Origin of the sequence: Bacillus tuaregi, from assembly GCF_900104575.1 — a bacterium.
GTDB lineage: Bacteria > Bacillota > Bacilli > Bacillales > Cytobacillaceae > Bacillus_BD > Bacillus_BD tuaregi.
In genome coordinates, this window is the sequence record NZ_LT629730.1 from 339614 (window position 1) to 365000 (window position 25387).

Annotated in this window: 28 protein-coding genes and 1 pseudogene; 20 read left to right on the plus strand and 9 right to left on the minus strand. The window is 40.0% G+C overall.

The window, feature by feature from the left end:
• The first annotated feature begins 82 nt into the window (after positions 1 to 82).
• Entirely contained in the window at positions 83 to 721 is a 639-nt protein-coding gene (locus tag BQ5321_RS02230) for an HAD family hydrolase (protein WP_071392992.1), read from the plus strand.
• A gap of 36 nt (positions 722 to 757) precedes the next feature.
• On the opposite strand, the gene BQ5321_RS02235 is transcribed toward BQ5321_RS02230, so the two are convergent.
• On the minus strand, positions 758 to 994 hold the full coding sequence (locus BQ5321_RS02235) for a hypothetical protein (protein ID WP_071392993.1): 237 nt from the start codon (positions 992 to 994) through the stop codon (positions 758 to 760).
• A gap of 403 nt (positions 995 to 1397) precedes the next feature.
• Here BQ5321_RS02235 and BQ5321_RS02240 point away from each other — a divergent pair, with 403 nt between their 5' ends.
• A complete protein-coding gene (locus BQ5321_RS02240) occupies positions 1398 to 2771 on the plus strand; it encodes a hypothetical protein (RefSeq protein ID WP_071392994.1) in 1374 nt (457 codons plus the stop codon).
• On the plus strand, positions 2752 to 2856 hold the full coding sequence (locus BQ5321_RS25050; RefSeq protein ID WP_390622130.1) for a hypothetical protein: 105 nt from the start codon (positions 2752 to 2754) through the stop codon (positions 2854 to 2856). Before BQ5321_RS02240 ends, BQ5321_RS25050 begins: the two co-directional genes overlap by 20 nt.
• 32 nt (positions 2857 to 2888) lie before the next feature.
• On the opposite strand, the gene BQ5321_RS02245 is transcribed toward BQ5321_RS25050, so the two are convergent.
• Together BQ5321_RS02245 and BQ5321_RS02250 are read right to left on the minus strand one after the other, a co-directional pair.
• Positions 2889 to 3980: a DUF1648 domain-containing protein gene (locus tag BQ5321_RS02245; RefSeq protein ID WP_071392995.1), complete on the minus strand. Its 1092-nt coding sequence runs from the start codon at positions 3978 to 3980 to the stop codon at positions 2889 to 2891.
• A gap of 40 nt (positions 3981 to 4020) precedes the next feature.
• Entirely contained in the window at positions 4021 to 4413 is a 393-nt protein-coding gene (locus tag BQ5321_RS02250; RefSeq protein ID WP_071393041.1) for a GntR family transcriptional regulator, read from the minus strand.
• Between the two features lie 379 nt (positions 4414 to 4792).
• On the opposite strand from BQ5321_RS02250, the gene BQ5321_RS02255 reads away from it, so the two are divergent.
• On the plus strand, positions 4793 to 5194 hold the full coding sequence (locus BQ5321_RS02255; protein WP_071392996.1) for a bacteriohemerythrin: 402 nt from the start codon (positions 4793 to 4795) through the stop codon (positions 5192 to 5194).
• Positions 5195 to 5664: 470 nt separating this feature from the next.
• The gene (locus BQ5321_RS02260) at positions 5665 to 5865 is read left to right on the plus strand and encodes a hypothetical protein (protein WP_139187746.1); all 201 of its coding nucleotides are present in this window, start codon (positions 5665 to 5667) and stop codon (positions 5863 to 5865) included.
• Between the two features lie 70 nt (positions 5866 to 5935).
• Here BQ5321_RS02260 and BQ5321_RS02265 read toward each other — a convergent pair whose 3' ends face one another.
• Positions 5936 to 6190, minus strand: a complete 255-nt coding sequence (locus BQ5321_RS02265; RefSeq protein WP_071392998.1) for a hypothetical protein — start codon at positions 6188 to 6190, stop codon at positions 5936 to 5938.
• Between the two features lie 237 nt (positions 6191 to 6427).
• Between BQ5321_RS02265 and BQ5321_RS02270 the strand changes: the two genes are divergently transcribed.
• On the plus strand, positions 6428 to 6895 hold the full coding sequence (locus BQ5321_RS02270; protein WP_071392999.1) for a CBS domain-containing protein: 468 nt from the start codon (positions 6428 to 6430) through the stop codon (positions 6893 to 6895).
• Positions 6896 to 7012: 117 nt separating this feature from the next.
• Here BQ5321_RS02270 and BQ5321_RS24785 read toward each other — a convergent pair whose 3' ends face one another.
• Both BQ5321_RS24785 and BQ5321_RS24340 read right to left on the minus strand, forming a co-directional pair.
• Positions 7013 to 7147: a hypothetical protein gene (locus BQ5321_RS24785; protein WP_261798731.1), complete on the minus strand. Its 135-nt coding sequence runs from the start codon at positions 7145 to 7147 to the stop codon at positions 7013 to 7015.
• An 85-nt stretch (positions 7148 to 7232) separates the two neighbouring features.
• Entirely contained in the window at positions 7233 to 7373 is a 141-nt protein-coding gene (locus BQ5321_RS24340) for a hypothetical protein (protein ID WP_187143711.1), read from the minus strand.
• A gap of 217 nt (positions 7374 to 7590) precedes the next feature.
• Between BQ5321_RS24340 and BQ5321_RS02275 the strand changes: the two genes are divergently transcribed.
• On the plus strand, positions 7591 to 8574 hold the full coding sequence (locus BQ5321_RS02275) for a DMT family transporter (RefSeq protein ID WP_071393000.1): 984 nt from the start codon (positions 7591 to 7593) through the stop codon (positions 8572 to 8574).
• A gap of 134 nt (positions 8575 to 8708) precedes the next feature.
• Complete coding sequence (locus BQ5321_RS02280; protein WP_139187747.1) at positions 8709 to 8903, plus strand: hypothetical protein; 195 nt, start codon at positions 8709 to 8711, stop codon at positions 8901 to 8903.
• A gap of 377 nt (positions 8904 to 9280) precedes the next feature.
• On the opposite strand, the gene BQ5321_RS02285 is transcribed toward BQ5321_RS02280, so the two are convergent.
• On the minus strand, positions 9281 to 10198 hold the full coding sequence (locus tag BQ5321_RS02285) for a VOC family protein (protein WP_071393002.1): 918 nt from the start codon (positions 10196 to 10198) through the stop codon (positions 9281 to 9283).
• 218 nt (positions 10199 to 10416) lie between these two features.
• Positions 10417 to 10536, minus strand: a pseudogene (locus BQ5321_RS23925) (aldo/keto reductase); the annotation flags it as partial.
• Between the two features lie 106 nt (positions 10537 to 10642).
• Here BQ5321_RS23925 and BQ5321_RS02290 point away from each other — a divergent pair.
• From BQ5321_RS02290 to BQ5321_RS24345, 10 genes are all read left to right on the plus strand, one after another.
• Positions 10643 to 11914: a sensor histidine kinase gene (locus tag BQ5321_RS02290; RefSeq protein ID WP_071393003.1), complete on the plus strand. Its 1272-nt coding sequence runs from the start codon at positions 10643 to 10645 to the stop codon at positions 11912 to 11914.
• A gap of 311 nt (positions 11915 to 12225) precedes the next feature.
• On the plus strand, positions 12226 to 14694 hold the full coding sequence (locus BQ5321_RS02295) for a bifunctional diguanylate cyclase/phosphodiesterase (protein WP_084786610.1): 2469 nt from the start codon (positions 12226 to 12228) through the stop codon (positions 14692 to 14694).
• A 332-nt stretch (positions 14695 to 15026) separates the two neighbouring features.
• On the plus strand, positions 15027 to 15611 hold the full coding sequence (locus tag BQ5321_RS02300) for a hypothetical protein (protein ID WP_071393004.1): 585 nt from the start codon (positions 15027 to 15029) through the stop codon (positions 15609 to 15611).
• Between the two features lie 299 nt (positions 15612 to 15910).
• Positions 15911 to 16591: a transaldolase family protein gene (locus BQ5321_RS02305; RefSeq protein WP_071393005.1), complete on the plus strand. Its 681-nt coding sequence runs from the start codon at positions 15911 to 15913 to the stop codon at positions 16589 to 16591.
• A gap of 202 nt (positions 16592 to 16793) precedes the next feature.
• The gene (locus BQ5321_RS02310) at positions 16794 to 17438 is read left to right on the plus strand and encodes a LytTR family DNA-binding domain-containing protein (RefSeq protein WP_071393006.1); all 645 of its coding nucleotides are present in this window, start codon (positions 16794 to 16796) and stop codon (positions 17436 to 17438) included.
• 130 nt (positions 17439 to 17568) lie between these two features.
• On the plus strand, positions 17569 to 19083 hold the full coding sequence (locus BQ5321_RS02315; protein WP_071393007.1) for an acetyl-CoA hydrolase/transferase family protein: 1515 nt from the start codon (positions 17569 to 17571) through the stop codon (positions 19081 to 19083).
• Positions 19084 to 19589: 506 nt separating this feature from the next.
• On the plus strand, positions 19590 to 19739 hold the full coding sequence (gene scfA / locus BQ5321_RS23590) for a six-cysteine ranthipeptide SCIFF (RefSeq protein WP_084786611.1): 150 nt from the start codon (positions 19590 to 19592) through the stop codon (positions 19737 to 19739).
• Between the two features lie 68 nt (positions 19740 to 19807).
• Positions 19808 to 21205 carry a thioether cross-link-forming SCIFF peptide maturase gene (gene scfB / locus BQ5321_RS02320; protein ID WP_071393008.1) on the plus strand — a complete coding sequence of 466 codons (1398 nt, stop codon included), beginning with the start codon at positions 19808 to 19810 and terminating at the stop codon, positions 21203 to 21205.
• A gap of 106 nt (positions 21206 to 21311) precedes the next feature.
• Complete coding sequence (locus BQ5321_RS02325; protein WP_071393009.1) at positions 21312 to 21557, plus strand: DUF2164 domain-containing protein; 246 nt, start codon at positions 21312 to 21314, stop codon at positions 21555 to 21557.
• Between the two features lie 351 nt (positions 21558 to 21908).
• The gene (locus BQ5321_RS24345; protein WP_187143712.1) at positions 21909 to 22058 is read left to right on the plus strand and encodes a hypothetical protein; all 150 of its coding nucleotides are present in this window, start codon (positions 21909 to 21911) and stop codon (positions 22056 to 22058) included.
• Between the two features lie 148 nt (positions 22059 to 22206).
• On the opposite strand, the gene BQ5321_RS02330 is transcribed toward BQ5321_RS24345, so the two are convergent.
• The gene (locus BQ5321_RS02330; RefSeq protein WP_071393043.1) at positions 22207 to 23568 is read right to left on the minus strand and encodes a YjiH family protein; all 1362 of its coding nucleotides are present in this window, start codon (positions 23566 to 23568) and stop codon (positions 22207 to 22209) included.
• 453 nt (positions 23569 to 24021) lie between these two features.
• Between BQ5321_RS02330 and yppF the strand changes: the two genes are divergently transcribed.
• Together yppF and BQ5321_RS02340 are read left to right on the plus strand one after the other, a co-directional pair.
• Positions 24022 to 24219: a YppF family protein gene (gene yppF, locus BQ5321_RS02335; protein WP_071393010.1), complete on the plus strand. Its 198-nt coding sequence runs from the start codon at positions 24022 to 24024 to the stop codon at positions 24217 to 24219.
• Positions 24220 to 24503: 284 nt separating this feature from the next.
• Positions 24504 to 25355, plus strand: coding sequence for a tyrosine-type recombinase/integrase (locus tag BQ5321_RS02340; RefSeq protein ID WP_071393011.1), 852 nt, complete (start codon positions 24504 to 24506; stop codon positions 25353 to 25355).
• The last annotated feature ends 32 nt before the right edge of the window (positions 25356 to 25387 follow it).

A 25387-nucleotide genomic window follows, 5' to 3' on the forward strand; every position in this document is an offset into this window, starting at 1 on the left:
TACAAGGATTCTCGGCTTGTTTTTGAGTAAGAAGGTTTACTGATATAATAAAGGCTGTACTACACGGTAATGAGGTGTTGGAATGGAAAAAGCGTTTATTTTTGATATGGATGGCGTCATTATTAATAGTGAACCTTTACATAATCAAGTGGAACTAGAATTTGCTTGTCAAAACAATATTCCGTTAACGGAGAAGGATATGGAAAAGTATGTGGGGATGCCAGCCGATGCGGTATGGGCATTAATCATAAAGGAGAACAATCTTGAACTGGATTTACCTGATATCATAAGGGAAATGGAGGAACAGAAGATTATCTGTTTTAAGGAAAGTGACCTTCAACCGATAAAGGGAATTCCAGACTTATTGCAGGAATTAAAAAGCCTAGATTATCGAATTGCATTAGCCTCATCATCCCCCAAGGTTCTAATTCAAACTGTGCTGGACAAATTTCAACTCGCTTCTCTTTTTGACTGTATCGTCAGTGCGGAGGAGGTCAAGCGGGGGAAACCAGCTCCTGACATCTATCTTGAAGCCGCAGCCAGACTAAAGGTTCCAGCAAGCAGCTGTCTCGTTCTAGAGGATTCCAAAGCAGGAATCGAAGCAGCCAATAAAGCCGGCATGAAAACCATTGGCTATCAGAATCCTGACTCTGGTAACCAGGATCTTGCGAAAGCTAGGCATATTGTTCATGGAATAGAAGAGGTTAAGTACTATTTATAAAACCGCAAAAAAAGAAGCAGGATCACTTATCCTGCTTCACACCATATTTAAGCATGAATCCTCCCAATCGATGAGATCATCACTGTTGAAATCGTGGTTAGCCGGTCTGTAAATCTTTTCTTCTAAGTCGGGTGATGGTGTAGTGTGATAAATTTCTAGCATTTCTCTGTCATTTTGATCGATAACTGCTCTAATAAGGTCATAGACGAGTCTTGTATCTTTATCGTCTACAAGGTCCACAAGTAAATGAAGATCTTCTTTTTGAATATCCATATTACCAACCCCTTGAATAAAGATTATCTTACCATGCCCCTATTATACATCAGATAGGATATGGTGGTAAGTACTGGAAAAAGGCGAAATAGTGACATATCCGTCACAAATTCGAGACATTTCGATAGAGGTCTTCCTTCTAGCTCAACGATCAAATCAAGTTAAAAATCTGTTAGTTTTGTAAAATTGCCTCTAAGACTATGTAAATCATTGTTAAAACGGGGCGATTGAGAGAATAGGAGAATGCTCTTCATAAAACGAGAAAATAGCTTTTTTGAATAGAAAAATAACAGAATTTTCGATTTTCTTATCTTGTCTGTTGAATCGTATACTACACGTGGAAAAATCAATTTCAATTAAAATATGGAGGCAGCCCATAAATGGAAAAGGAGAAATTGGAACTGTGATAAAGCGAATAGTTGTGACCCTTTTGATGCTTCAAATCCTTTTATTTGGACCTACATCCTTATTGGCGGATGCTGCGGGTCGAGCAGGACTATCTGCTAATGAAAAGGTTGAAGAAAGTCAAGAGTTGGAAGTGGATGTTCAGCAAGAACAGAGTGTTGAAACAGGAGGTACGGCAGAAGAGATCGAACAAAACCAAGCGGTAACGGTTGAGAAATCTCAGGAACAGACGACCCTGGCAGAAGAGCAGAAGGAAACGGATCACGGAGCGGTTGAAGCCGAAAATCAGGCAGAAATGGATGAAGCAATATTGGGATACGCTATAGAAGATATAACTGATACGATTGATGGTGATGGGCAAACAGAAACGATAAAAGATGCTGCAGACGAACCCCAAACAGAAACAATCGAAGGTACAGAAGATAAATCACAATCAGAAACAAACACAAGTACAGAAGCCGAATCATCAAACGGAGATAATAATGAAGCGGCAGCAGGAACAGATGAAGAAAACAAGGTTAATCCTGAAGCAAAATCCCATGTAAGAGAGCGTGTAGGTAGCTCCTATGAGCAGGAGCAGATCATCGAAATCATAGCCGAACAAAAGCAGAAGGTTTTAGAAGCAAATCATGTGAAGGCTGAGCAGGAACAGGATTTAACGGTAAACTATAATCAATCCGTTAAAGTGACGAAAAGGGATAAGCAGAGCCAGGAAACATCACTTAATACGAACCAAGAGCAATTCTTTATAACAGAAAGTCAAACCGATTATATGGAACAAATAACAGAAACTGTAATGGATACAAAACAGAGTGGAATAATCAATCAAGATAAGAATCTGAATAAAGCTGTCCAGAATACAGTCATAACGACCTCCCAAAAGCATACATCTGAAACCACAGGCAATGCGGTCATCAAACAAGAACAAATGGTTGAAGCAGCAGCTAACACGATGGATAAAAGTAGAGAAAGCGCCAGTATTCTAGCAAAGGCTGTGAATGGAGTAGAAATGATAAAAGATGCGGCTGGGACAGCCGTCAAAATGGTTCAGTCTGTGATTGTCAATAATCAGGAAATTGCTGTGTTTGAGAAGGAGTTCACAGTTGGAAGCGAGCCTGTTGAACACATACAGGTATTTACACAAAGCTTTGCCTGGGGTACACTTTCAGTACTAAATAAGGCGATTGTTACTCTAACAGAGGATCTAGACTTAAACTCTGTTCTTGAAAGTGTCATTAAGCTGGATTTTTCACTGCCGATTAAGAAGCTTTTTGACAACCATTCTGATGCTTCTGATAAAGCTTGTCCTGATTCAGATGGTGATGGCCTGACAGATTGCGAGGAAAGACAAAATCGGGACCGACCCCTATAATCCTGACACAGATGGCGACGGAATTTCCAATTATTTAGAGGTAAGAGTTTATAAAACAAGTCCATTAAAAGCAGAGCAGCGATAGTTCGCCACTCTGCTTTTGGAACTTGCCAATATTTATAAGAAACTAAGGAGTAAAATGATAGTAATTGGTACAAAAATAATGAAATATCCAATCGGATTTGCAAAATTCAAGGTCCAGCCAACGCCAAATCTTTTTTCCACGAAGATGGAGGGGTCACTTTTGTTGAAATAGAAGAGACCACCCTTCCAATATTGATCATCATCATAATCTTCCATGCTTTCTGTAGAATCAGCGGTAATTTGCTTGCCTGATCTGCCCACCTTAAGGGCAAAAATAAGCGTTCCAACCAGAACAAGTAGCATAAAAATCATTGGCAGGGCAAAGCTTATCGCATCTCCAGCTAAGTCCGTATGAATGGTTGAAAGCTGGAAAAAGGAAAAGAGAATAGTTAAGAGCAAAGTCATTAAAAACATGAACCAGCTTGTATATTTTCTTAACGTAAGCTGCCGAGTTCGTGTTCCTGCTGTATTAGTGGCACTTACTTTAATTCCTGAACGCTTTTGCGATACCACCGTTGCCATCATCATTGCCTGCATGACTAATAGAATGAGAGGCATTTGAATGGCAGAGACAGGTGTTTTTTCGGTAAAAGCATCAGGCTTTCCACTTATTCCCCAGTGTGTCGGTATTTGAGCAGGTAGAAGCGGATATTTGATAATGGTATAGATTAGGACAGCGACGGTTATAAGCATTGGCAACAGAAAGATATACCAAGGGAGCATTTCATCCTCAGCTCTTGCAGATAAATCAGCTGCTCTCAGCTGCTTCGCGTTTTCTCCCCATTGCTCCGCTTTTTTCCGCTGTGCTGTTTTCCCATGGTAAAAAAAGTAGAGGGCAAAGCTTAAAATTAGGATACTGAACATCAGGATCATTCCGTATAGCACCATTTTATCTTCCATAGGACTGTACATGTGGTACCAATAATAGAATAACGCTAGTGCCGCAATTGAAACAGTAGCAACAATGATAGAATACGTTTTTTTATAGCGAGCAAGAATAGCATCTTCGACAAATCTCTCTGGGACAGAGACGCCGAAAACAACGGTCCTTTTCACTAAAAAAGGAATAGCGGATTCCATAATGGCTAAAAAGAGTATCAAAATGAAAAAGACAACAAAGGCCATATTTATTCCTCCATTCAAGGGTAATAGGTGAGTGGCATAATCATGATGGTGTTTTTCCCTCAAGATCATTGAGGACAGTGGCAACAAGTGCTTCGATGTGCTCTCTAGTCATTCCCACAACTAAAGCTTCCGCAATGACGGGCATACATGAATTGATAAACGGCTCTTCATAAGGTCCGTTTTGTTTTACTTCATCTTGAGAGCGGATGATGGCACCAGATTTTGGCACGATTTGTATGATGCCCTTTTTCTCTAATTGATGATAGCTTTTACTAACCGTATGCATATTGACGCCTAGATCAGCAGCTAACGCTCTTACAGATGGCAGTGAGTCCCCTGGCCGAAGACTTCCTCTGGCAATCCCCTCGATAATTTGGTTGGACAGTTGCGTATAAATCGGAATATCAGACTCAGGCTCAATACGAATAATCATCAAGAAACACCCCCCCTATCTGTTCTATATTTATTATAACAAATTTGTTCTATTATGTATAGAACAGAATAAAGCTTTAGAGTGTAGAAATCAAATTCGCCCGTCGAATTTGCGACCGGATTACCTGAGCTCGCTCGGGTAAACTACCTTTAAAAATCCGAGACATCCGCCGGAGGCTATCCCACTTCCAACGAAAGAAGGAGGTAGCTGAAGCGTTTCCTTGCTATTTTATTACATCGGAACTGGGTACTCAGAGCTAGTTTCCATATTTTCACAAAACGTTCAATATTTTCTATTGATTTTGAATTGTAAGCGCTTTAAATTATGGTATTATGACTTTGTTGACAAATTGTTACAAAAAACGGGGAGGTTATAACAAATGTCACTAATGACTTGGAGCGAGAATTACAGCGTAAAAATTAACGAGGTTGATGGTCAGCATCAAGAGCTATTCGAACTAACAAATGCTTTGCACGAATCACTATCGGGGGATAGAGCAGTGATTGGTGAAAAACTAAGCAATTTGATTAACTATGTTGTGAAACACTTTGCTACTGAAGAGGAATTAATGCAGGCTAACGGTTACCCGGATTATGAGGCACACAAAAAAGCGCATGACAATTTAGTTCAAACCTGTGTAGAGCTTCAAGATAAATTCAATGCAGGAGAAGCTGAAATCACAGAAGAAACAACTGCATTTGTTCGTGATTGGTTATATTCACATATTCCAAATATCGACCAACAATATAGTCCATTCTTAAATGAAAAGGGCGTACAATAATAAAGCATAATGACATTTAGCTAAATAAATACATGACATGGTAATATACCAATAATGGGTGGAATTCGTATTGAATTCCACCTTACTTTATTTTGAATACTAGATACTAGTGAAAAAGTTGCTCTCTTTTCTGAAAATTTTTACTTTATATAGAGTCATTATTATAAAAAAGTATCTTTTGATTGAGAAGTGTAAATGAGAGAAAAGGAGTCTGTGGAACCTGTACTAATCTTTTCATATTGTGAAATATGGGTTTGACTAAAATGTTATATTGATATATAGTGTAATTTTTGTAAATTGTTTTACTATTTCATAATGTATTCTCATGGTAACAGTGACTGTGTTACGCTTTTATTGGAATTACGATGATCCGCTCTTATGATTAATAGAAATGTTTTGTTTCAATCATAATAAGAGTATTTCGGGTTCAATATGTCATTCATTCCAAAATTTCTATTATGAAGAGGTGTATGATGATGGCAGTCACTGAACAACATATTCAAAGCGACTATGTACAACTACAAAGAATCATTAAACTTAGAAATAGCCTAGGGGAACTCTATAATCAAAGCGGTGCAAATAGCTCCTCTTATATAAACCTTTCCCTCCAATTAGGAGTACTGGAAAAGCAATACATCGAAGAAAAAATCAAAATGCTAGAGGAACAATAATAGATGACAGGTTCTTTTGCTTCCAACCGAGATATAATAGAAGCAAAAGAACTTTTTTTTGATTAAATTTTTACTGTAAATTTTGATAGGTCATGACCGATTCTTGTGCCTGCTGCAATTTCTCCTGTGCCTTCTGGACATCGACTTGTTCTTGTTTTACCTTCTGCTGCGCTTGTTTTAGCTGCTGAAGCTCTATTTCCTCCTCCTGCATAGCCTTTAATAATTCATTTTCCTCCATCTGTAATTCTAAATGAGCCTTCTGTACCTCCATCTGCGCATTTTTTAACTGCTGCTCGGTTTTATTCTGCTGATTATCCTGTGTCATGAATAAGCCTCCAGAAATATTATTTGGAACTTATATGCCCATTCAATAGGTTGCGCATCTTTAATGGTAATATGCTCTCGATGTACAAGCTTAATAATTGTAATCTTTTGAAAATTAGGATATATTTCTGTTATAATACAACATTTTAGTATAGGTATAGTGTAAAAGATAGAGAATCGATTGGCTGTTGGCTGGATCTGTTAATGGGTTGATAAATGAAGAATTCGGAGGGGTCGAATGAAGGCGCTTGATATCATGAATAAACAGGTCATTAAAGTAAAGAAAGAGCACAGTGTCGGTTTAGCTATTGAAAAAATAATGGAGTATGGTCTGAGTGGTCTCCCGATTGTCAATGACAAAAATGAAATCGTTGCCTACATAAGTGATGGAGATATCCTGCGTTATATCGGGAGACAAAAGGACATCGTGTTTGGGACTTTATTTTTCCCGCAGATTATGAAAGGAGATACAGACAATCTCGAAGCAAGAGCAAAACAATTATTGGACTTAAATGTGATGGAGATTGCCCAGAAAAAGGTTTATAAAATTTCCGCAGAGGTGGAGGTTGGAGATATCGCTGCATTTCTCGCTGAAAAGAATATTCATAGAATTCCTGTTGTGAAAAACGGAGTACTTGTTGGTACGATCAGCCGGGCCGATATTATACGGAATGCCTTTAAATACAAGGTGAGTTCAGTAATATGAAAAACAGAGACAGTTTATTTTATAATAACTGTCCCTGTTTTTGGAGCTGTCAGTGAAACTGCCAATAGATAGAACAAACTAATCGTGTCAGCTCTTTGAGTAACGATACTCATTCATTCAATCCCATCCATCCCACCACAGTTTGAACCCTGATTCCGAGCTTTCTTTAGCTGAAGGATTGCTTTCATTAGGAGCAAGAATTGGGTCCTCCATTAAACCTCCATCTTCATATAATGGTTCTTCTGGTTTCATGATTATCACCTCCAAGCATAGTTTTGACGAATAAATAAAGATTATAATGCTTTGAGTGTTTATTCACTAAATGTTCAAAAACACCTCATTTTTGTCTATAACCACGGTTAGAGCCTTTTGCTGAATGGGATTTGCCTTTCACCTGTTGGGAGCTGCCATCAGGGGCAAATATTTGATTGTCCTTTGTGTTTTTGGCTCCCTCTGGAAACCTTTCTTTGTTTGTCATATTAATCACCTCAATGACTAGTTTGTGCGGTTTTGATGGATTTATGAGCGGCTGCTTTTTCGATTGGGAGAGTCTGTTTTAGAAAATAATGCTCGGAAGTTTTTAAATAAATATTGCAAATCTTTAGATAATTTTATTACAATAGTGATAACCTATGAAGTTTTTTGCCGTTAGTGGCAGCATTGGTTACGTTTTACATACATGAAGGAGGTATATTTTGCGACCGATAGTATTTGGCATTTGCGGTGCATTCTTTTTTGCTTTTACATTTGTATTAAATCGCTCGATGGAAATTTCGGGAGGGAGCTGGATTTGGAGTGCGTCTCTCCGCTACTTTTGGACAGTCTTGTTCCTGTTGATTATTGTCCTGGGGAGAAAGCAGCTCCGTCATTTGCTAGCCGTTATGAGAGAAGCGCCGCTGAAATGGCTGTGGTGGAGCTTTGTTGGCTTTGGCTTATTTTATGCCCCCATGTGTTTTTCAGCCGCCTATGCACCAGGCTGGCTGGTGGCGGCCACCTTTCAAATCACGATTGTATTCGGATCGCTTCTCGCACCGCTTTTCTACGAGAATGTCGAGACAGCGAATGGTACGAAGAAAGTTCGCGGGAAGATTCCGTTACGGGGCCTAGGCTTTTCACTGGTAATCCTAGCAGGAATTATCCTTATGCAAATGGAGCATGCCAAGGAAATAACCCTTAAAGAATTATTATTAGGGGCCCTGCCGATGCTCATCTCGGCTGTCGCCTATCCGCTTGGAAATCGGAAAATGATGGAGGTGAGCGGTGGTAAGCTCCATACATTTGAGCGAGTGCTCGGCATGACGATTGCCAGCCTCCCCTTTTGGCTGCTGCTTGCGGTTTTCGGCCTTTTTACAGAAGGTGTACCAAGTTCTTCACAAACAATTCAATCTGGTATGGTTGCTCTGTTTGCCGGCGTGATTGCAACGGTCCTGTTCTTCCGGGCAACAGACCTTGTGAGAGGGCAAATGACAAAATTGGCTGCAGTAGAAGCCACTCAATCCGTCGCCGTCCTGTTCGCTTTACTTGGTGAGCTCTTCTTATTATCTGCAGCTGTCCCATCACCGTTATCATGGGCTGGTATGCTGATGGTGATCCTGGGTATGGTGCTACATAGCTTTGCTTCGCGTAGAAAAGTCGAAAAGAGCTTGACGCTCAGTAAAAAAGTGGAGTCACTAAGGTAGAATCAAATATGCTTGCTATTATTATTCGAAATATTGACAAAATTAAGAGTGATGAATGTCACTTTTCGAGCTTATAATAATAGCAAGAGGGAGGTATTTTAGTCAAAACCCTCAAAAAAAGGAAGAAGGTGCCGATGATGTCATTCACTCATTTCGACGAAATTTATGAAATTTGTAATGGGATGACGGAGGAAAAAGCTGTATTGACGGAGAAACCTGTGGAGGAGTTGCGCAACTTCATGGAGGATATCCTCCCAGACGCTAGCTTGTGGCGGGAAGCAGAGCTCAAGGACGCACATGATAGAGAGGGAGAATTACTTTATGTTTAACGAAAGACCATGTTTGTTAAGATAACCCCTATTATTTTCCGAGTGAAGATATTAGGGGATTTTTTTCTTCTGTAAAACCGTTAAATTTTGGAAAAATATGGTAAAATGCGGATATGTTGTTAAAAAGCGCGGATAACCTATTAGAATCCGCGGATAAGTGGCCGCCATCCGCGGATATATGCTCTAAAACCGCGGATATCCATCAAAAGACGCATTATTTTTATACAACCACTACTTTTTTAAGCGGAACAGAGGCCATTTCAGTAATAAATCGTTCAACCAATTGCAGAAATAGAGGAAAGAATCTCAAATTAAATCCGATTCTAGCAAAAAAGAGAACCCTAATTTTAAAAGGATTCTCTTCATTCCTATCTATATTATAGAGGTACAACTTCCTCATCATCGACGATAATTTTACCGTGTTTACCAAAGCCTTCAGCTGGTTGTCCGCCCCACTCGTCAAGGGTTGCTAAGCTTGGCTCTAAGCGGCGTGGCTCACGTGGATTTTCTTCAGGGAACTCTTCCATCCCTTGGCTGTACTCAAGCGTAATACCATCTGGATCCGCATAATAAAGGAAGACACTTCCTGATGGATGATGACGGCCAGGTCCCATCAGAATTTCTACATCGTTATTCTTTAAGACGTTCACCTGCTTACCGATATCATCAATCGTTTTCACTTTATAAGCAATATGGTTTAATTTATTCTCTGGACCTTTCGTGATGGCGAATGAATGGTGGTAAGGGTTTGGCCATACACGTAACCATGCCCAAGCCATTTCGCGTCCCTGGATATCAGATACAGCCATATTCAATGTATTCACAAGGAAGTCATAGACTTCATCAAACATATTTGTTTCATATACAACGTGCAGTAGGCACTCAATTTCAAGTCCGTTTGGCGGCTGATAAGGAAGTCCCATTTGCATCATTTCCACATACATTTCATAGGTTACGCCAAGATTTGGATCCTTAAAGCGCAGTGTTCTTCCTTGCGCTAGTTCCTGTGCTTCCTTGGCACTTAATTCTCTTGGATTTAAGCCTTTTTCCTGTAAATAGTTGAAGACATCATCAAATTGTGATGCTTTTTCAAGCTCAAACGCAACACGTTTTAAGCCAGCTTCAGGTGCTTGTTCAAGAATTAAATTGTGGTGGTCATAGCTTGAACGAAGGAAAACGGTTTCACCAATACGCTCAACAAACTGCATACCCACAATATTTGTGTAGAAATCAGTTGATTTTTCTAGGTCTGTTACACATAAAACAGCATAGCCTAATTTTTTATAACGAATCATTACAAAAATCCTCCCCTTACTAGAATATTCCCCAATATATTCCCCACATCAATAAATTTAGCCCATCTGGTTAAAATTGTCTAATCACACTTTTTTTGTATAATATTGGGTTTTTGAAGATAATTTTTAGAATAATGAAAGCGTAATCATGTATTGTGAATCACAATCATAGCTTCGGGATATTGGAGAAAATGCGATGGTGAGGTTCGAAAGGTAGGTATATATTCCTTTGAGAAATCAAACATCCCTTTACGGATGCCGCATTTGGATTGAAGGATGATTTTTTCACGAACATCGTCATTCATGTGGATGGCCTCGGCGAAAATAAATCGTTCACAGGTGAGTAACAATATGAGGAAAAACTGATATGGATATAATGATATACTCGATTTATAGTTGAGCTTATTGGCTGAGTATAAATTATGCTTGATATAGGAGATTTTTATGTTAGGTTTACAGGCTTTTTCAAAGAAAACCTTTACTAGAAAAGACTGGCTTTTCCTGCTGTTGACCGCAATCCTGGTAACGCTCGCCAGTGAAATCAAGGTGATTCCGTTTGAAGGGGAGGCGTTTCGATTTGGCTTGGGCAGTATTGCCTTTTTCTTCCTGATTCTAGTGTGGACACCGTCATCGGTACTGACAACCGGAATCGTAACCGGTCTGCTGGTGGTATGTGTTCGCACGATGAAAGACCTTCTTCTCCTGGATGCCCATTGGTCAACGAGCTTCATCAATCATTCGCCGATTCTTTTGTTTTATTTTCTTTTTTCACTTGGCTTTCATCTCATCAGGCTTGAGCGTTATAAAATGCATCCGCTTTATTTAGGCGGCTGGGCTTTTCTCTTTGAATGTATCGCAAATATTTCAGAGGAGCTTGCTCGAAATGCTTTACACGAGCAAATTGGATTGGATTTGAAGGCTTTAGGACTGATTATGGGTGTCGCTTTAGTTCGCAGTTACTTTGTCATCGGTCTGTATAGCTCGATAACGGTATCAGAGCAAAAGCAACGGATGCAGGATATGCTGCAAGTAGGGTCAGAGGTCTATGCGGAGACGCTTTATTTACAAAAATCGCTGGAGCAAATAGAAGAAATTACATCCTCCAGCCATGATTTACATCGTAAGCTGAAAAAGAAGGAGCTTCATTTATTAAGTGTGCAGGCCCTGCAAATTGCTCAGGAAATTCATGAAGTCAAACAGGATTCGCAGCGGATTCTATCAGGGTTGAAGAAGTTGAGCTTGGAAAAAATGCAAAATAATCTTGAGCTTTCCGATATTGTGAAGCTCGTTGTAATCGCGAACCAACGTTATAGCGAGCTGTTAAAGAAAAAAATTAAGTTTGAGATGAAGATAGAGGCTGATTTTGAAACAAATCAACAGATTCCTCTTTTGACGTTGTTAAATAATCTGGCCTCCAATGCGGTCGAATCGATTGCTGATAAAGGAGAGATTCATCTCGAAATCTCTGAGGAATCAGGTAACACGGTGTTTGTCGTCAAGGACACAGGTAAAGGAATTCCCGAAGAGGATGTTCCGATTATCTTTGAACCAGGCTACACAACGAAGTTCAATGATCATGGAGTGGCCGCAACGGGAATCGGTTTAGCGCATGTACAGGAAATCGTACATTCATTGAAAGGACAGATAAAGGTTGAGACCCCTGAGCAAGGAACCAGCTTTATCGTTCAGATTCCCACGAAGTCTATTCGAAGATAGCTTGGTTTTTAGTGCGCTCCACCTCGAGCAAGCTCGATAAAAATCCCGACGCAAATTCGGCGGGGGGATTTGATTGTGTAATACCATTCTTAATCATCGATATTTTTCTTTGGCATAGGCAGGCTGCTTATGCTCTTTTTTATCTAATTGGAGCTTAAAGAAGCTGGCCTCTCTAGTTAAAAATATGTCCAATTGGTTAATGGTAATAATTAAAAGAGTATTATTTTTCTATAGTTTATTGCGGTTTTATTTTTACCGTTTATACTTAAAAAGTCTATTTCTATAGAACGAAATAAGGAAGTGGTGATACTTTGAAGAAAGCCCACTATATACTAATTATTCTATCTATCCTACTGACAATTGGACTGGATTATGTATATGCGATCCACCTCCATCCCATTGTATGGTCACTTTTCATCATCCCTATCATTTTATTTGTTGTCATTTTTCCATACTGGAAATTTACTATTATCGCTGGCATCGTAGTGTGTGCCGCGAAATATACGCTTCTATTACAACGATTTCATTTTGATATCCCGTTTGAACTACTTGTCGCCTTTATCATCGGAAGTATAACGAATTGGGCTATTCTTCTTGTGTTCACAAGGCTTCTGATAAAAAACACGAAATTGAATCGGATGCTTTTGCAGACACAGGATGAGACGGACCACCAAAGGCAATTTTACGAAGCCATCCTAGAAAATATGGAGGAGCAGGTTATTGCCTTTGATAGGGAAGGGAACATAAGTTATTTTAATAAATCGGCCCAGCCACTTATGTCCCTTCTCGGGGATTCTGTGAATCAATGGGGAGATCGTTTTCGCTTTCTTTCAGCTGATGGAAAAAGGGTGCTTGATTATGAGGAGCTCCCATTAACGAGAGCGGCCAAGGGTGAAGAGGTCCTCCAGTATGAAATGTGGATTGAGTTAAAAAACATGGCAGGTAGCTGGAATGCGGTAGTCAATGCGAAACCATTAATAAACAAAAGGGGTCAGTTTCATGGGGGCGTTCTTGTTTTTCATGATATGACAGAACGAAAGAAGCTGGAGGAGGAAAATCGTCGCACGAAAGAACAATATCAATCTTTATTTGAACATAACTTCGATGCGGTTTTTTCGATGGACCTTGATGGCAACTTTATCACTTCCAATCCAGTTTTTCAGGAAAAAACAGGATTCAGCAATGAGGAAATGAGCAAAATCTCCTTCCAATCACTTGTCATTGTTGAGGATCTAGCGAGGAGCTATGAACACTTTGAACTGGCAAAGCACGGAGAGGCTCAAAACTATGACATAACAATTATCAATAAAAATAATCAACGTATCTTTGCGAATGTGACGAATGTCCCTATCTTCATTGATGGAGAAGTGTCAGGCGTATTCGGTATTGCAAAGGACATGACAAATCAAAAAGCCTATGAAGAAAAAATCAAAAGTCTGGCCTACTATGACCAGCTTACCGGTCTACCTAACCGGGCGTTATTTAAGGACCGGATGCTACAGGCTTGGAAGCATTCTGTCAAAGAGAAGGATGTAATGGCGCTGATGTTTTTGGATTTGGATGGCTTCAAGAAAGTCAATGATACCTTAGGACATGATATCGGTGACAAGCTTTTAATAGAAGTTTCCGAGAGATTTAGCCTTTGTTTGGATGAGGATCAGACACTAGCCAGACTGGGCGGGGACGAATTTATCATCCTTCTTCCGTCCATCAAAAACGAAAGGCAAGCAGCTGTTATTGCAGAACAAATAATCACTAGTTTACAAGTCCCGTTTATATTCGAAAATCTAGAGTTCTATTTATCAGTAAGCATGGGGATTGTCACCTTTGGCGGTAATGAAGCAGTAAATGTCGAAACACTGATTAAACAAGCGGATACGGCGATGTATTTTATTAAAGAAAGAGGGAAAAACGGTTATAGCTTTTATGATTCCAAAATGGATATTGAAACCGTCCAAAGGGTCAGATTAGAAAATGATGTTCGCTATGCCTTAAAGCATGAGGAGTTTTATTTGGTTTATCAGCCGATTGTCCATCTAGAATCCGGTAAGATTGTTGGTACAGAGGCATTAATTCGTTGGAAGCATAATCAGCTTGGTCTAATTCCACCAAGTGAATTTATTCCATTAGCAGAAGAAACAGGCTTAATCATTCCTTTAGGAGAATGGATTTTAAGAACAGCCTGCCAACAAGCCGTAGAGTGGCAGAATCGAGGCTATTCCTCACTGAAAATATCAGTCAATATTTCCATAAAGCAATTGCAGCAGAAGGATAAGTTTATTCTTTTGCTAGAAAAAGTGCTGGCAGAAACGAAGCTGGACCCTATGTGGCTAGATTTGGAGATTACTGAGTCAATCCTGATTGAAAATGAAGCCGATCTAGTGGATACACTGCAAAAAATTCGCAGCATGGGCATCAGTCTTTCCATCGATGATTTTGGAACCGGCTATTCATCTATGAGTCATTTGAAAAGCTTTGCCGTCAACACCTTAAAGATTGACCGTTCCTTTGTGAAAGATGTCCATTCTAATGAGGTCAGTGATGCTATTATCAGATCCATCATGACTCTTGCTAAACAGCTGAACTTAAACACCGTTGCCGAAGGAATCGAAACTCAGGATCAGCTGAAAAAAATCTGGCAGGAAGACTGCAAACAAATGCAAGGCTACTACTACAGCCCACCAGTAGCATCAGAACAAATAGAAAGGCTACTAAAACAAAGCAAAGAGTCGACACACCTCCTCTCGAGGATGCACGGAGATGGGCTTTTTGTTAAATAAGGTATGTATAAGAAAACTGAGTGATACCCTTTTATAGGGTAGGGCTCAGTTTTTTTATTGGCTCTGTTAATGCATTGTATTGATTTTTTTAGCAGGTTGATTGTAGTGGAAGGCACGCAGACTCCTGCAGGAGAAGCGAGACAGACGAGACCCCACAGACACGTAGTGTCGAGGAGGCTCGGCGTCGCCTGCGGAAAGCGAAGTGCCTGAAACGAAAATCAACAACTAAGTTAACAAAGCCTTTTTATTACTGAATAAGGAAATTCTATTATAATAATCATATACATAATGGTCATAATTAGACTCGACGTAATCAATCGGAGGTATCGAAAATGAATCAACGTACTACAGATACACAAGATGAAATGACAACAGCTCGGCTTCAGGATTGCGAAGGCATGTCTGCCTTAAATGACCGGGTGTATCCAGAGGAATGGCATGTCTCCCCGGATATTTTGAAGAAGATGCTGCGGAAAAATCCTGAAATCTACCGGATCTTGAAAACGTCTCAGGGTGTTAAGGGCATGTACAGTCTATTTCCTTTGAACAAAGAGGCCTATACTGCCATCCTGGAAGGAGAAATCAGTGAACATGAGATTGGCGGGTATTTGCAGACCTATGAACAGCCGACAGAGGTTTATCTATACTTTATTACACTCATTGTCGATATCCACGATGCCCGCCGTAAGGAATATGCCAGCAGACTGATTAAAGATATCGCGGCAGAATTAAAGAGACTTCAGGAAAAAGGAATCATCATCAAAGAAATCGGTGCCTTTGCCGTCAGCCCAGAGGGAGAAAACATTCTTCCGAAAATCGGGTTTACGAATCACGGGGAAACCGTCATCCAGAACGGTGAGGAATATCCTGTTTTTCGAGCAGAACCTGAGCAGGTAATCCTTAGTATACGAAGCTAATTAAAATACCTATCAACCTAAAGCTCATACCTATGGAGGAGCTAGTTGGAAAGAGAGGTGACGACCTTATTTTAAGATGAATTTTTCTCCCAATTGAGATAGAAGTTCCACAGGATAGAATGGATTTTTGTTATACTATTCACAGATGGCTGAAGCTGCTCGACAGAATAATAGAGGATTTAGAATTGCGTCTGTCGGTCCTTTATTTTATGAAACCAGGCCATTTTGTACATACCGATTTTATAAAAAAAGGCTTAATCATTATCGGTTAAGCCCGCTTCTGTAGGGGGAAAAACACCGTGAGACTTTATATTGATTCAGCAGATGTAAAACAAATTGCCCGCTTGCATGAGTATTTTCCGATTGCCGGCGTAACAACGAATCCGTCTATTCTTGTAAAAGAGAACCGTCCGTATTTACAGGTTCTCAGAGAAATTCGTGAAATTATCGGGGAAGAGAAGGAGTTGTTCGTGCAGACTATTGGCGATACAGCCGAGGAAATCGTCGAGGAAGCCAAGTTTATCACAAGTGAACTGTCTGGAAAAGTGATTGTCAAAATTCCAGTTACAGATGAAGGCTTAAAAGCAATCAAGCTTCTGACGCTTGAGAATATCCCAACATTGGCAACGACGATCTATACCGCTTTTCAAGCTCTAATGGCTGCGATGGCTGGAGCAAAATATGTCGCACCGTATGTAAATCGGATAGATAATTTAACCGGGAATGGTGTAAATGTTGTAGCCGAAATTGCTCAGCTATATGCTGCATACCAGCTACCAACGGAAATTTTGGCGGCTAGCTTTAAAAATGTCCAACAGGTTCATGATGTCTGTCTTGTTGGTGCTCATACAGTGACAGTCGGTCCGGAACTCATTGAAAAATTTATTGCTTTTCCTGCAACACCGACTGATGTGGCTGTGTTTAAGAACCAATGGCAAAAAGCGTATGGAAGCGATAAAACAAATTTAATAAATTCTTAAGAGACAAAAGAAGCTGAGTTTACTTCCATTACGGGCGAGACTCAGTTTTTTTATCATGCCTCACTCGTGCAAAATGGAACAAATGCTTCATACCGTGATGGATAAAATATTATTCATATATACTTATCATGAATGTCGATTTATATAATTTATATCCTTAATTTTTCCAATATAGTATAATAATGAATGAGGTGATCCCAATATGAAAGAAATAACCCTTGGTTCATTACTGGATGTAATTGGAGAAGTTTTTTCAGATGAGGTTTCCATCGTGATTTCAGATACAACTGAATACATCTATTATCGGCCGAGTAAACGAATCGATTTAAAAATTAGACCTGGAGATCCTGTGAAGAAAGGGACGATGGCTGACCTTGCTTTAGAAACGAAGCAGAAGGTTTCCGAGTTTATCAACCGCGATGTGTTTGGGGTTCCTTATCACGGAATCGCTGTGCCATTTTTCCATGAGGGTCAGCTTGAGGGGACCGTGACGGCTATTTACCCTGCCCTTTCCGATGGAAAATCGGTTGTAACCGTGAAGACCTGTGATGGCTGGATTCCTATTCCATTTGCCAAGGTTGTTTATTTAGAGGCAAAGGATAAGAAAACAACAGTCTACTCGGGGAAGGTGACTGGTATTCACAAAAACTCGCTGCAGGAATTTGAATACCTGCTTCCAAAGGATTCCTTTATCAGATGCCATCGCTCTTTTATTGTTAATGTAAATCATATTGAAGCCATCTATCCAGATACACATTCTACCTTTGTCCTTGCCATGGATAATGGGGAGAGAGTTCCGGTCAGCCAATCTTACTCCAGTTATTTCAGAAAATTATTAGGATTTTAAAAATTCTCTGTTTCAGTGTCGAAATTTGCTATTTAGTCTGAAAATTGAGTTTTATATACTAAAAATCTACTTTTAATGACAAGAATCGGTAAAATAATAAACATCTAGTCATTAAGAGAGGGATCAGGATATGGAGAATATGTTGGAGCGTATTAGAGACGAGCGTCTAAGAGACCGCGTTGTTACAGCAGAGGAAGCGGCTTCATGGATTGAAAATGGAATGACGTTAGGCTTAAGCGGATTTACTCGTGCTGGTGATGCAAAAGCAGTACCAATCGCGCTAGTAAATCGGGTTAAGGGTGACGAATCCTTCAAGGTGAATGTGTATACAGGAGCTTCTTTAGGGTCTGATATTGATACCATCTTTGCTGAAGCTGGTATTATTGGTAAGCGTTTACCTTTCCAAGCAGATCCAACCATGCGTAAAGGAATCAACAAAGGTGATTTCTTATTTGTAGACCAGCATCTTTCCCATACGTCTGAGCTGTTACGTTCAAATGTTATGAGTGTTGATGTAGCTATCGTGGAAGCGATTGCAATTACAGAGGATGGCATGATCATCCCGACAACATCTGTAGGGAACTCGTTAACTTTTGCTTTAAATGCTAAATCTATTATTGTAGAAATTAACATGGCACAATCTACACAGCTAGAGGGAATTCATGATTTGTATGAGCCTGGTAAGCAAGGTGAACGCCAACCGCTGCCACTTGTTAAGCCAGATGATCGAATCGGTACACTAGGAATTCCTATTGATGTGGACAAACTTCAAGGGATTGTGTTTACTAATCAACTAGACTCTCCATCCACCATTGTTCAGCCTGATGAAGAAACAAAGGTTATGGCCCAGCATTTAATCAGTTTCCTTCGTAATGAAGTAGAGGAAGGCCGATTAACAGAAAAATTAGCACCATTACAATCAGGTGTTGGTTCTGTTGCTAATGCGGTTCTTCATGGAATGCTAGATTCAGAGTTTGAAAACTTAGAAGTTTATTCTGAGGTGCTACAGGATGCGGTATTCGATTTAATCGATGCTGGCAAGGTAGATTTTGCCTCATGTTGTTCATTGACGCTTTCAGAAGAAAAAATGAATCATGTGTTTGCAAACTTTGAAAACTATCGCGATAAGTTAATCATGCGTCCACAGGAGATTTCGAATCATCCTGAAATCATCCGCCGACTCGGATTAATTTCAATCAATACAGCATTAGAGTTAGATATTTATGGAAATGTCAATTCCACACATGTTCTTGGAACAAAAATGATGAACGGAATTGGCGGCTCAGGTGATTTTGCGAGAAATGCCCGCTTAGCTATCTTTGTAACAAAGTCCATCGCTAAAGGCGGCGACATTTCAAGTATCGTACCATTTGTATCACACGTAGACCATACGGAGCATGATGTAGATGTTATCGTAACTGAGCAAGGCTATGCCGATTTACGTGGATTAGCACCGAGAGAAAGAGTCGGACTCATTATCGATAATTGTGCACATCCAATGTATCGTGAACAATTACGTGAATACTATGAAGAAGCACTACAAAGAGGCGGTCAAACACCTCACGTGCTAGAAAAAGCCTTCTCATGGCATACAAACTTTGCCCAAAACGGCACAATGCTACAAAAAGTACCAGCAACCGTTTAATTCTGCGAATTCTACGGTTCACATATAAAAACTAATCCGCGGGGGACTTAAAGGTCAAACAAAGCTTAAAGGGGTGGGTACCCCCGTCGGATTAACGCTTTACTTGAGTGGGGGACAGTCCCCCAACGCTTTAACGCATTACCTAATTGGGGGACAGTCCCCCAGTGCTTTAATGCATTACCCAGACGGGGTGGATGCCCCGATGGTCAGTTTTACTTTGAATTTTTTATTTCCCTATCAATGTTGGTTTTACCCGCATGGTGGATTTTCCCCCATCGGTTTATTTCTTTTCCTTCTATATATTTATATACTGCGCTTGGCCAGCAGCTGACGGAAAACAGCTGCTGGCTTTCTTTTTGTTCGAAAACAAATCTCAAAAGAAATCCATCGATAAAAAATTGACGGCAATTGGATGAATTGCTAAAATTATCCTTGAAGAACAAATGTGAATAAGTTCACAAATTTGTCACTTTTTCCGAAAACTATTTCAAAAGGAGTTTTCTTTTATGAAAAGAATCGTAACACTCAGCACTCGTAAACTGATGGACACTGCACAGCACGGAGGATGCGGCGCATGTCAAACCTCTTGTCAATCTGCCTGCAAAACCTCTTGCGGCATTGCAAATCAGAAGTGTGAAAACACACTAAACAGATAGGAAACAGGATCGAACCGCCCAACTGATTGCAGCTGGGCGGGTATTTTTATGTGAAAAAGGAGATAAAAATGATTCATCAATATAAACTAAATGGCTTTAACATTGTGCTTGATACCTACAGCGGCTCTGTGCATGTGGTCGACGACCTTGCCTATGACATCATTGAACTGTATGAGTCAGCCTCAGCAGAAGAAATCGTAACAGCCATGCTGAAAAAATATGAGGCTGACCCTGAGATTTCACCAGAAGAAATCCACAACACCATCACTGCAGTCGAGGAATTAAAAGTGAGCGGACAGCTTTTTACCGAAGATGAATATAAAAATCTCGCCATTGATGTAAAAAATCGAAAGACCTATGTAAAAGCCCTTTGTCTCAATGTTGCCCATACCTGTAATCTCACCTGTGACTACTGCTTTGCTAGTCAAGGGAAATATAACGGAGAAAGAGCCATTATGAGCTTTGAGGTTGGGAAGAAGGCAGTTGATTATTTGCTAGAAAACTCCGGACATCATCGTAACCTTGATATCGACTTCTTTGGTGGCGAACCGCTCATGGCCTGGAAGGTGGTCAAGCAGATTGTTGCTTATGCCAGAAGTAAGGAAAAAGAGTATAAGAAGCAGTTCCGCTTTACCTTCACGACGAACGGAATGCTGCTAAACGATGAGGTTACCGAGTTTCTGAATCAGGAAATGTACAATGTTGTCCTGAGTCTTGACGGCAGGAAAGAAATTCACGACCGCCTGCGCAAAACCGTAACGGGAAAGGGTAGCTATGATTATATCGTTCCAAGGTTTCAAGAGTTTGTCGAAAAGCGGGGCGATAAAGAATACTATGTACGCGGAACCTATACGCATAATAATATCGATTTCACCAATGATATTTTTCATATTGCCGACCTTGGCTTTGACAAGCTGTCCATGGAACCGGTAATCGGGGACCCGAATGAACCCTATGCACTGACCGAGGCGGATCTACCGGAGTTATACAATCAGTATGAAGTTCTCGCAAAAGAGATGATTAAGCGCGGCGAGGAAGGTCGTCCATTTACCTTTTATCACTATATGCTTGATCTTTCAGAGGGCCCGTGTATTCAAAAAAGAATCTCTGGCTGCGGCTCCGGCACGGAGTATCTTGCTGTTACACCAACAGGTGACATCTTCCCGTGTCACCAGTTTGTCGGCGATGAGGATTTCAAGCTGGGGACTATCTGGGATGGCATCATCAAACCAGTAATCCAATCCAAATTTAAAGAGAGCAACTGCTACTCGAAGCCGGAATGCCAGGACTGCTGGGCGAAGCTTTACTGCAGCGGCGGTTGTCCTGCCAATGCTCTGCACGCAACCGGTTCACTCAACGGAACCTACGGCTTCAGCTGTGAACTTTTTAAAAAGAGGATTGAATGCTCGATGATGGTGAAGGTGGCGGAGACCTTTAAAGAGATGGAAACAGTCGAAGCAGAATAAGGGCATTGAACGGACCTAAGCCGGTAATCGGACTTAGGTCTGCTGTTTTTCACTAAAGGTATAGTATAATAAACCATACTATTGCATTTGAAAGGAGATTTTCCATTTGTTTTTCAAACTTACAAAAGAGCAGCAGGATCAAATGATTTCTGACATCCAAACGTTCTTTTTCCAGGAAAGAGATGAAGAGCTAACGGAATTTGCTGCCGAAAGAGTGCTGGATTTCGTCAAGGAGTCATTGGCCCCACATTTCTATAATGCAGCTATTTCGGATGCGAAGCATGTTATCGTACAGCAATTTGCTTCACTTGAGGATGAGCTTCTAACGCTGGAGCGACCTCTTAATAAATAATAAAACTCCTATTTTTTCTGAAGCAGAAGAACCTCTGCTTCTTTTTTTCTATTCTTTTTTACCTTCATCAGCAAATGCTTTTTGTACCGAAAGCTTGCGACAGGTTCAGAAGACCCTCCACTTCTACAAGTGGGGGATTAATACAAATAGTTCTTCGGTTCAGTGGGCGTTCAACCCCCGTCTGAATGAAGTTAAAGCCTCCGGCGGATGTCACGATTTCTTAAAGTTAGTTTACCCGAGCGAGCTCAGATAATAATCCGGACGCAAATTCGATGGGCGAATTTGATAGTAGAGCATGCGCTACATAATCTTAAACCAATTGGTAACCTTAAACCAAAGGAGGGATTCCAGATGAAAAAGTACTTTCTAATGTTTTGCGTGGCCTTTTCGCTTTTTTCCATAACGGGCTGTGGCAATGACGAAAAGCCTGAGGAAGACGAAGAAGTGGAGGATGTTGAAGAAGAGGATGAAATTGGTGATGGCGAGATTGATGATGAATAACGCATTCTAGGGGTGCCGACGTGACACTCTTTTTTGTGGAATCTCTAGCGATGTGAAAAATAGCACTTTAAAAACATGCCGTTATATTATTGAAGCGGTTGCCATAGAAAAAAACACCTCCAAAACCTCGGAGGTGTTTCGCATGTAATTAAAATAGAAAATGGGCAATAAGAGTAATAATCGGCAATGTAATCAATGTTCTTTGGATAAAAATCACAATCAGCTCCCAAAAAGAAACGGGGATTTTTGAGCCCAGTAAGAGACCGCCGACCTCTGACATATAAATTAGCTGTGTAACAGATACAGCGGCAACAATAAATCGAGTCATTTCACTCTCAATTCCAGCCCCGATAACAGATGGTAGGAACATATCAGCAAACCCAACCACTAGTGTTTCTGACGCTGCCTTCGCTTCAGGGATTTGCAGGAGCTCTAGTATTGGAATAAATGGAACACCCAACCATTGGAAAACGGGTGTATACTCGGCAACAATTAATGCTAGAGTTCCAAGTGCCATAACAATTGGAGCAACGCCCATCCACATATCTAGAACATTTTTACCTCCGGAAAAGAAGAAATCCTTCAATCCACGGTTATGGCCAGCTTTTTCAAGTGCCTGTGTAAAGCCCCATGAAAGCGGCGTATGACCTTCTGGAATATGATCCTCTGAATAATCGTTTGATTTTTCAACAAAATACGTATCCTTCTTACGTGACAGCGGCGGAATTCGTGGTGCGATAAATGCCGCAATCACCCCGGCAGCCGTAATCGTCAAATAAAATGGGATAAACATATGGCTTAGTCCAACCTGTGAAATCACGACAAGGCTGAAGGTAATGGAAACAACGGAAAACGAAGTCCCAATGATGGCAGCTTCACGTTTTGTATAATAGCCTTCTTCATACTGCTTGCTTGTTAAGAGAACTCCGATGGTTCCATCACCGAGCCAGGAAGCCATACAATCAATGGACGAGCGGCCCGGAAGCTTGAAGACGGGACGCATAATTTTTGTCAGCAGGGTTCCAAACAACTCTAAGAGCCCGAAGTTTAGTAGTAATGGCAGAAACAAACCAGCAAATAAAAAGACTGAGAAAAGCACGGGTAATAAGTCATTTAATAGCAATCCGCCAGTATTCTCGGACCAAATCATTTCTGGTCCCCATTGGAATAGGACACAGACGGAAAAAATAGCGCCTAGAATTCTAGCTGCAAACCAAACGGGCGGAACGTCCAGCAAGGTTTTTAAGAATGAATTTCGATTCAGCACATTTGGGCGGACCGTTTTTATTAATACTGTTCCAAGTAGCGTCAGAATAATAATCCCTGTCATGATGGCCGGTATATGCCCGGCAAGCCATTCTTGTATCAGACCGGATAATACGGCAATCGGTATAGTTATACTATCGTTATACGAAATGGGAATCATAAATAGAAAGATTCCGAGACAAGATGGTACTAGAAACGTTAGTAATCTTTTTAAAGACTTCTTTTTACGCAGTTCTTGTTGTATGATTTGTTCCACTAGATATCATCCTCGATTACATATTTATAAGTCAAAACTTATTTTAATTCATAAACTCTTGTTTGCCAACCGTATTTCCCAATCTAATAATTCTGTATTTTCATGCCTGCCAAAGAATTGTTTGTTTTTTCCTAGCATGGGATTATCAGTAGTATAGAATTAGGAATCTTTCTTTATAAAAGAATAAAAAAGTTTTCGGGAGATTCCTACATGGTTTGAGGAAAAATTCGTCCATTCTTCGACAACAGGTGAATGATAGAAGATAGAAAAGTCTATATACAAAAAGGATGCATAAGGTTTATATAACCAGTAAATCTAAAATCTTGTAAATTTCTGTCGTTAGTCTGAAAATTATAAAAATATGAAAAGTAATTTTTTTCGTGGTATGATTCTTCCTACGTCAGTAATTATTTGAAAATTTAAAGAAAGTGGTGGATTACTATGTTGGAAGAGTTAAAGAATCATTTTGAGAAAGTGAAAAATCGTAACCCATTACATGTAAATGAGTTGCTGGATCATATTCAAAGACGATACATACATGGTGAGCTATCCATCGTTGAATACAAAAAGTTTTACTCCGAGCTAGATAAACTTAATGCACAAAAGCCGGATTCATTTATTTTTGCCTCAATGGGTTAACAGTCGTTAGAATAATACATTTTTATACAATAAAAAGAGAGAAGTCTTAAAAACAAGGACTCTCTTTTTTATTATCTTGAGATGATATTAAAAAGGCTTTAAATACCTTCAGCTCAGATATAACTTGAGAGAAATACATAAATCTAGCTTACAATTTTTAAGAAACAACGAAGTAGTATCAATAAAAACAAATGTCAGTGTGAAAATAAATTCGTAGAAGTGAGTTTATTTATAATATTCCGATAAGTTATAATGAAGGTAAAGTAATGACTAGGGGGATTGAAATGAAAAAACATTCTACTGAAGCTATTCCGCTGATTCTTGATTTCTGTCATTGGTTAGATGTACACAAAAAGTCTCCAAATACGGTTAAAACGTATAAGCGTGAGCTTGAAAAATATCAAGAATGGCTTCAAGAGAAAAAAAGGGATATCAATCACCTAGAAAAGGCAGATATCCAGGCCTACATAGATTATTTAGAGGAACAGCAGAAAAGCTTAGCAACAATCGATAAAACTATCGGCGCCATTCGGACTTTTGCAAAGTTCTTAGAAAAGCCAGGTCTCACGTTTGGGATAGAAATTAAACCAGTTGAAAAGAAGAGCGAAATCGAAACACTATCCGGGCAAGAATATAGCCAGTTATTGCGAAAGGTTAAGGAGGATGGAAACCTTCGAAACACCACGATTGTATATGTATTGCTACATACCGGAATTCGTGTATCGGAATTATGTAGTTTAAATCGCTCCCATGTTGACCTGGAAAATCATGAATTGATTGTTGAAAAGCAAAATGAAAGAAGAGTCATTCCGCTTTCACAGGAGACAATGGAATACCTACAGAATTTTCTAGGTTCTCCTGATGATGAAGAGCCGGTGTTTGTCTCCAATGCAGGTGAACGTCTTACAGAGAGGGCTGTTCAATATATGCTGAAGAAATATGACGTAAATCCGCAAAAACTCCGTCATACCTTCTGCCAGCGGCTTATTGACAACCATGTAGATGTTGAAACAGTATCGCGCTTGGCTGGTCATAAGGATATTAATGTAACCAAAAGGTATGTTAAGTTTCGTATGAATAAGAGAAAAGTGGAAGATGCCATTAACCAGGCGTTTGCGAATGGTCCTAATGAATAAGAATTTTTTAACTTCATTCAGCAAATGCTTTT

Excerpts from the sequence above, each read along its gene's own strand:
- BQ5321_RS24785 (WP_261798731.1), bottom strand. The coding sequence starts at position 7,147 with ATGAAACCAGAAGAACCATTATATGAAGATGGAGGTTTAATGGAGGAC.
- scfA (WP_084786611.1), top strand. The coding sequence starts at position 19,590 with ATGAAAAGAATCGTAACACTCAGCACTCGTAAACTGATGGACACTGCA.
- BQ5321_RS02250 (WP_071393041.1), bottom strand. The coding sequence starts at position 4,413 with ATGATTATTCGTATTGAGCCTGAGTCTGATATTCCGATTTATACGCAA.
- scfB (WP_071393008.1), top strand. The coding sequence starts at position 19,808 with ATGATTCATCAATATAAACTAAATGGCTTTAACATTGTGCTTGATACC.
- BQ5321_RS02270 (WP_071392999.1), top strand. The coding sequence starts at position 6,428 with ATGAAGGCGCTTGATATCATGAATAAACAGGTCATTAAAGTAAAGAAA.
- BQ5321_RS02235 (WP_071392993.1), bottom strand. The coding sequence starts at position 994 with ATGGATATTCAAAAAGAAGATCTTCATTTACTTGTGGACCTTGTAGAC.
- BQ5321_RS02230 (WP_071392992.1), top strand. The coding sequence starts at position 83 with ATGGAAAAAGCGTTTATTTTTGATATGGATGGCGTCATTATTAATAGT.
- BQ5321_RS02290 (WP_071393003.1), top strand. The coding sequence starts at position 10,643 with ATGTTAGGTTTACAGGCTTTTTCAAAGAAAACCTTTACTAGAAAAGAC.
- yppF (WP_071393010.1), top strand. The coding sequence starts at position 24,022 with ATGTTGGAAGAGTTAAAGAATCATTTTGAGAAAGTGAAAAATCGTAAC.
- BQ5321_RS02265 (WP_071392998.1), bottom strand. The coding sequence starts at position 6,190 with ATGACACAGGATAATCAGCAGAATAAAACCGAGCAGCAGTTAAAAAAT.
- BQ5321_RS02300 (WP_071393004.1), top strand. The coding sequence starts at position 15,027 with ATGAATCAACGTACTACAGATACACAAGATGAAATGACAACAGCTCGG.
- BQ5321_RS02310 (WP_071393006.1), top strand. The coding sequence starts at position 16,794 with ATGAAAGAAATAACCCTTGGTTCATTACTGGATGTAATTGGAGAAGTT.
- BQ5321_RS02340 (WP_071393011.1), top strand. The coding sequence starts at position 24,504 with ATGAAAAAACATTCTACTGAAGCTATTCCGCTGATTCTTGATTTCTGT.
- BQ5321_RS02285 (WP_071393002.1), bottom strand. The coding sequence starts at position 10,198 with ATGATTCGTTATAAAAAATTAGGCTATGCTGTTTTATGTGTAACAGAC.
- BQ5321_RS02260 (WP_139187746.1), top strand. The coding sequence starts at position 5,665 with ATGATGATGGCAGTCACTGAACAACATATTCAAAGCGACTATGTACAA.
- BQ5321_RS02245 (WP_071392995.1), bottom strand. The coding sequence starts at position 3,980 with ATGGCCTTTGTTGTCTTTTTCATTTTGATACTCTTTTTAGCCATTATG.
- BQ5321_RS02280 (WP_139187747.1), top strand. The coding sequence starts at position 8,709 with ATGATGTCATTCACTCATTTCGACGAAATTTATGAAATTTGTAATGGG.
- BQ5321_RS24345 (WP_187143712.1), top strand. The coding sequence starts at position 21,909 with ATGAAAAAGTACTTTCTAATGTTTTGCGTGGCCTTTTCGCTTTTTTCC.
- BQ5321_RS02315 (WP_071393007.1), top strand. The coding sequence starts at position 17,569 with ATGGAGAATATGTTGGAGCGTATTAGAGACGAGCGTCTAAGAGACCGC.
- BQ5321_RS24340 (WP_187143711.1), bottom strand. The coding sequence starts at position 7,373 with ATGACAAACAAAGAAAGGTTTCCAGAGGGAGCCAAAAACACAAAGGAC.
- BQ5321_RS02255 (WP_071392996.1), top strand. The coding sequence starts at position 4,793 with ATGTCACTAATGACTTGGAGCGAGAATTACAGCGTAAAAATTAACGAG.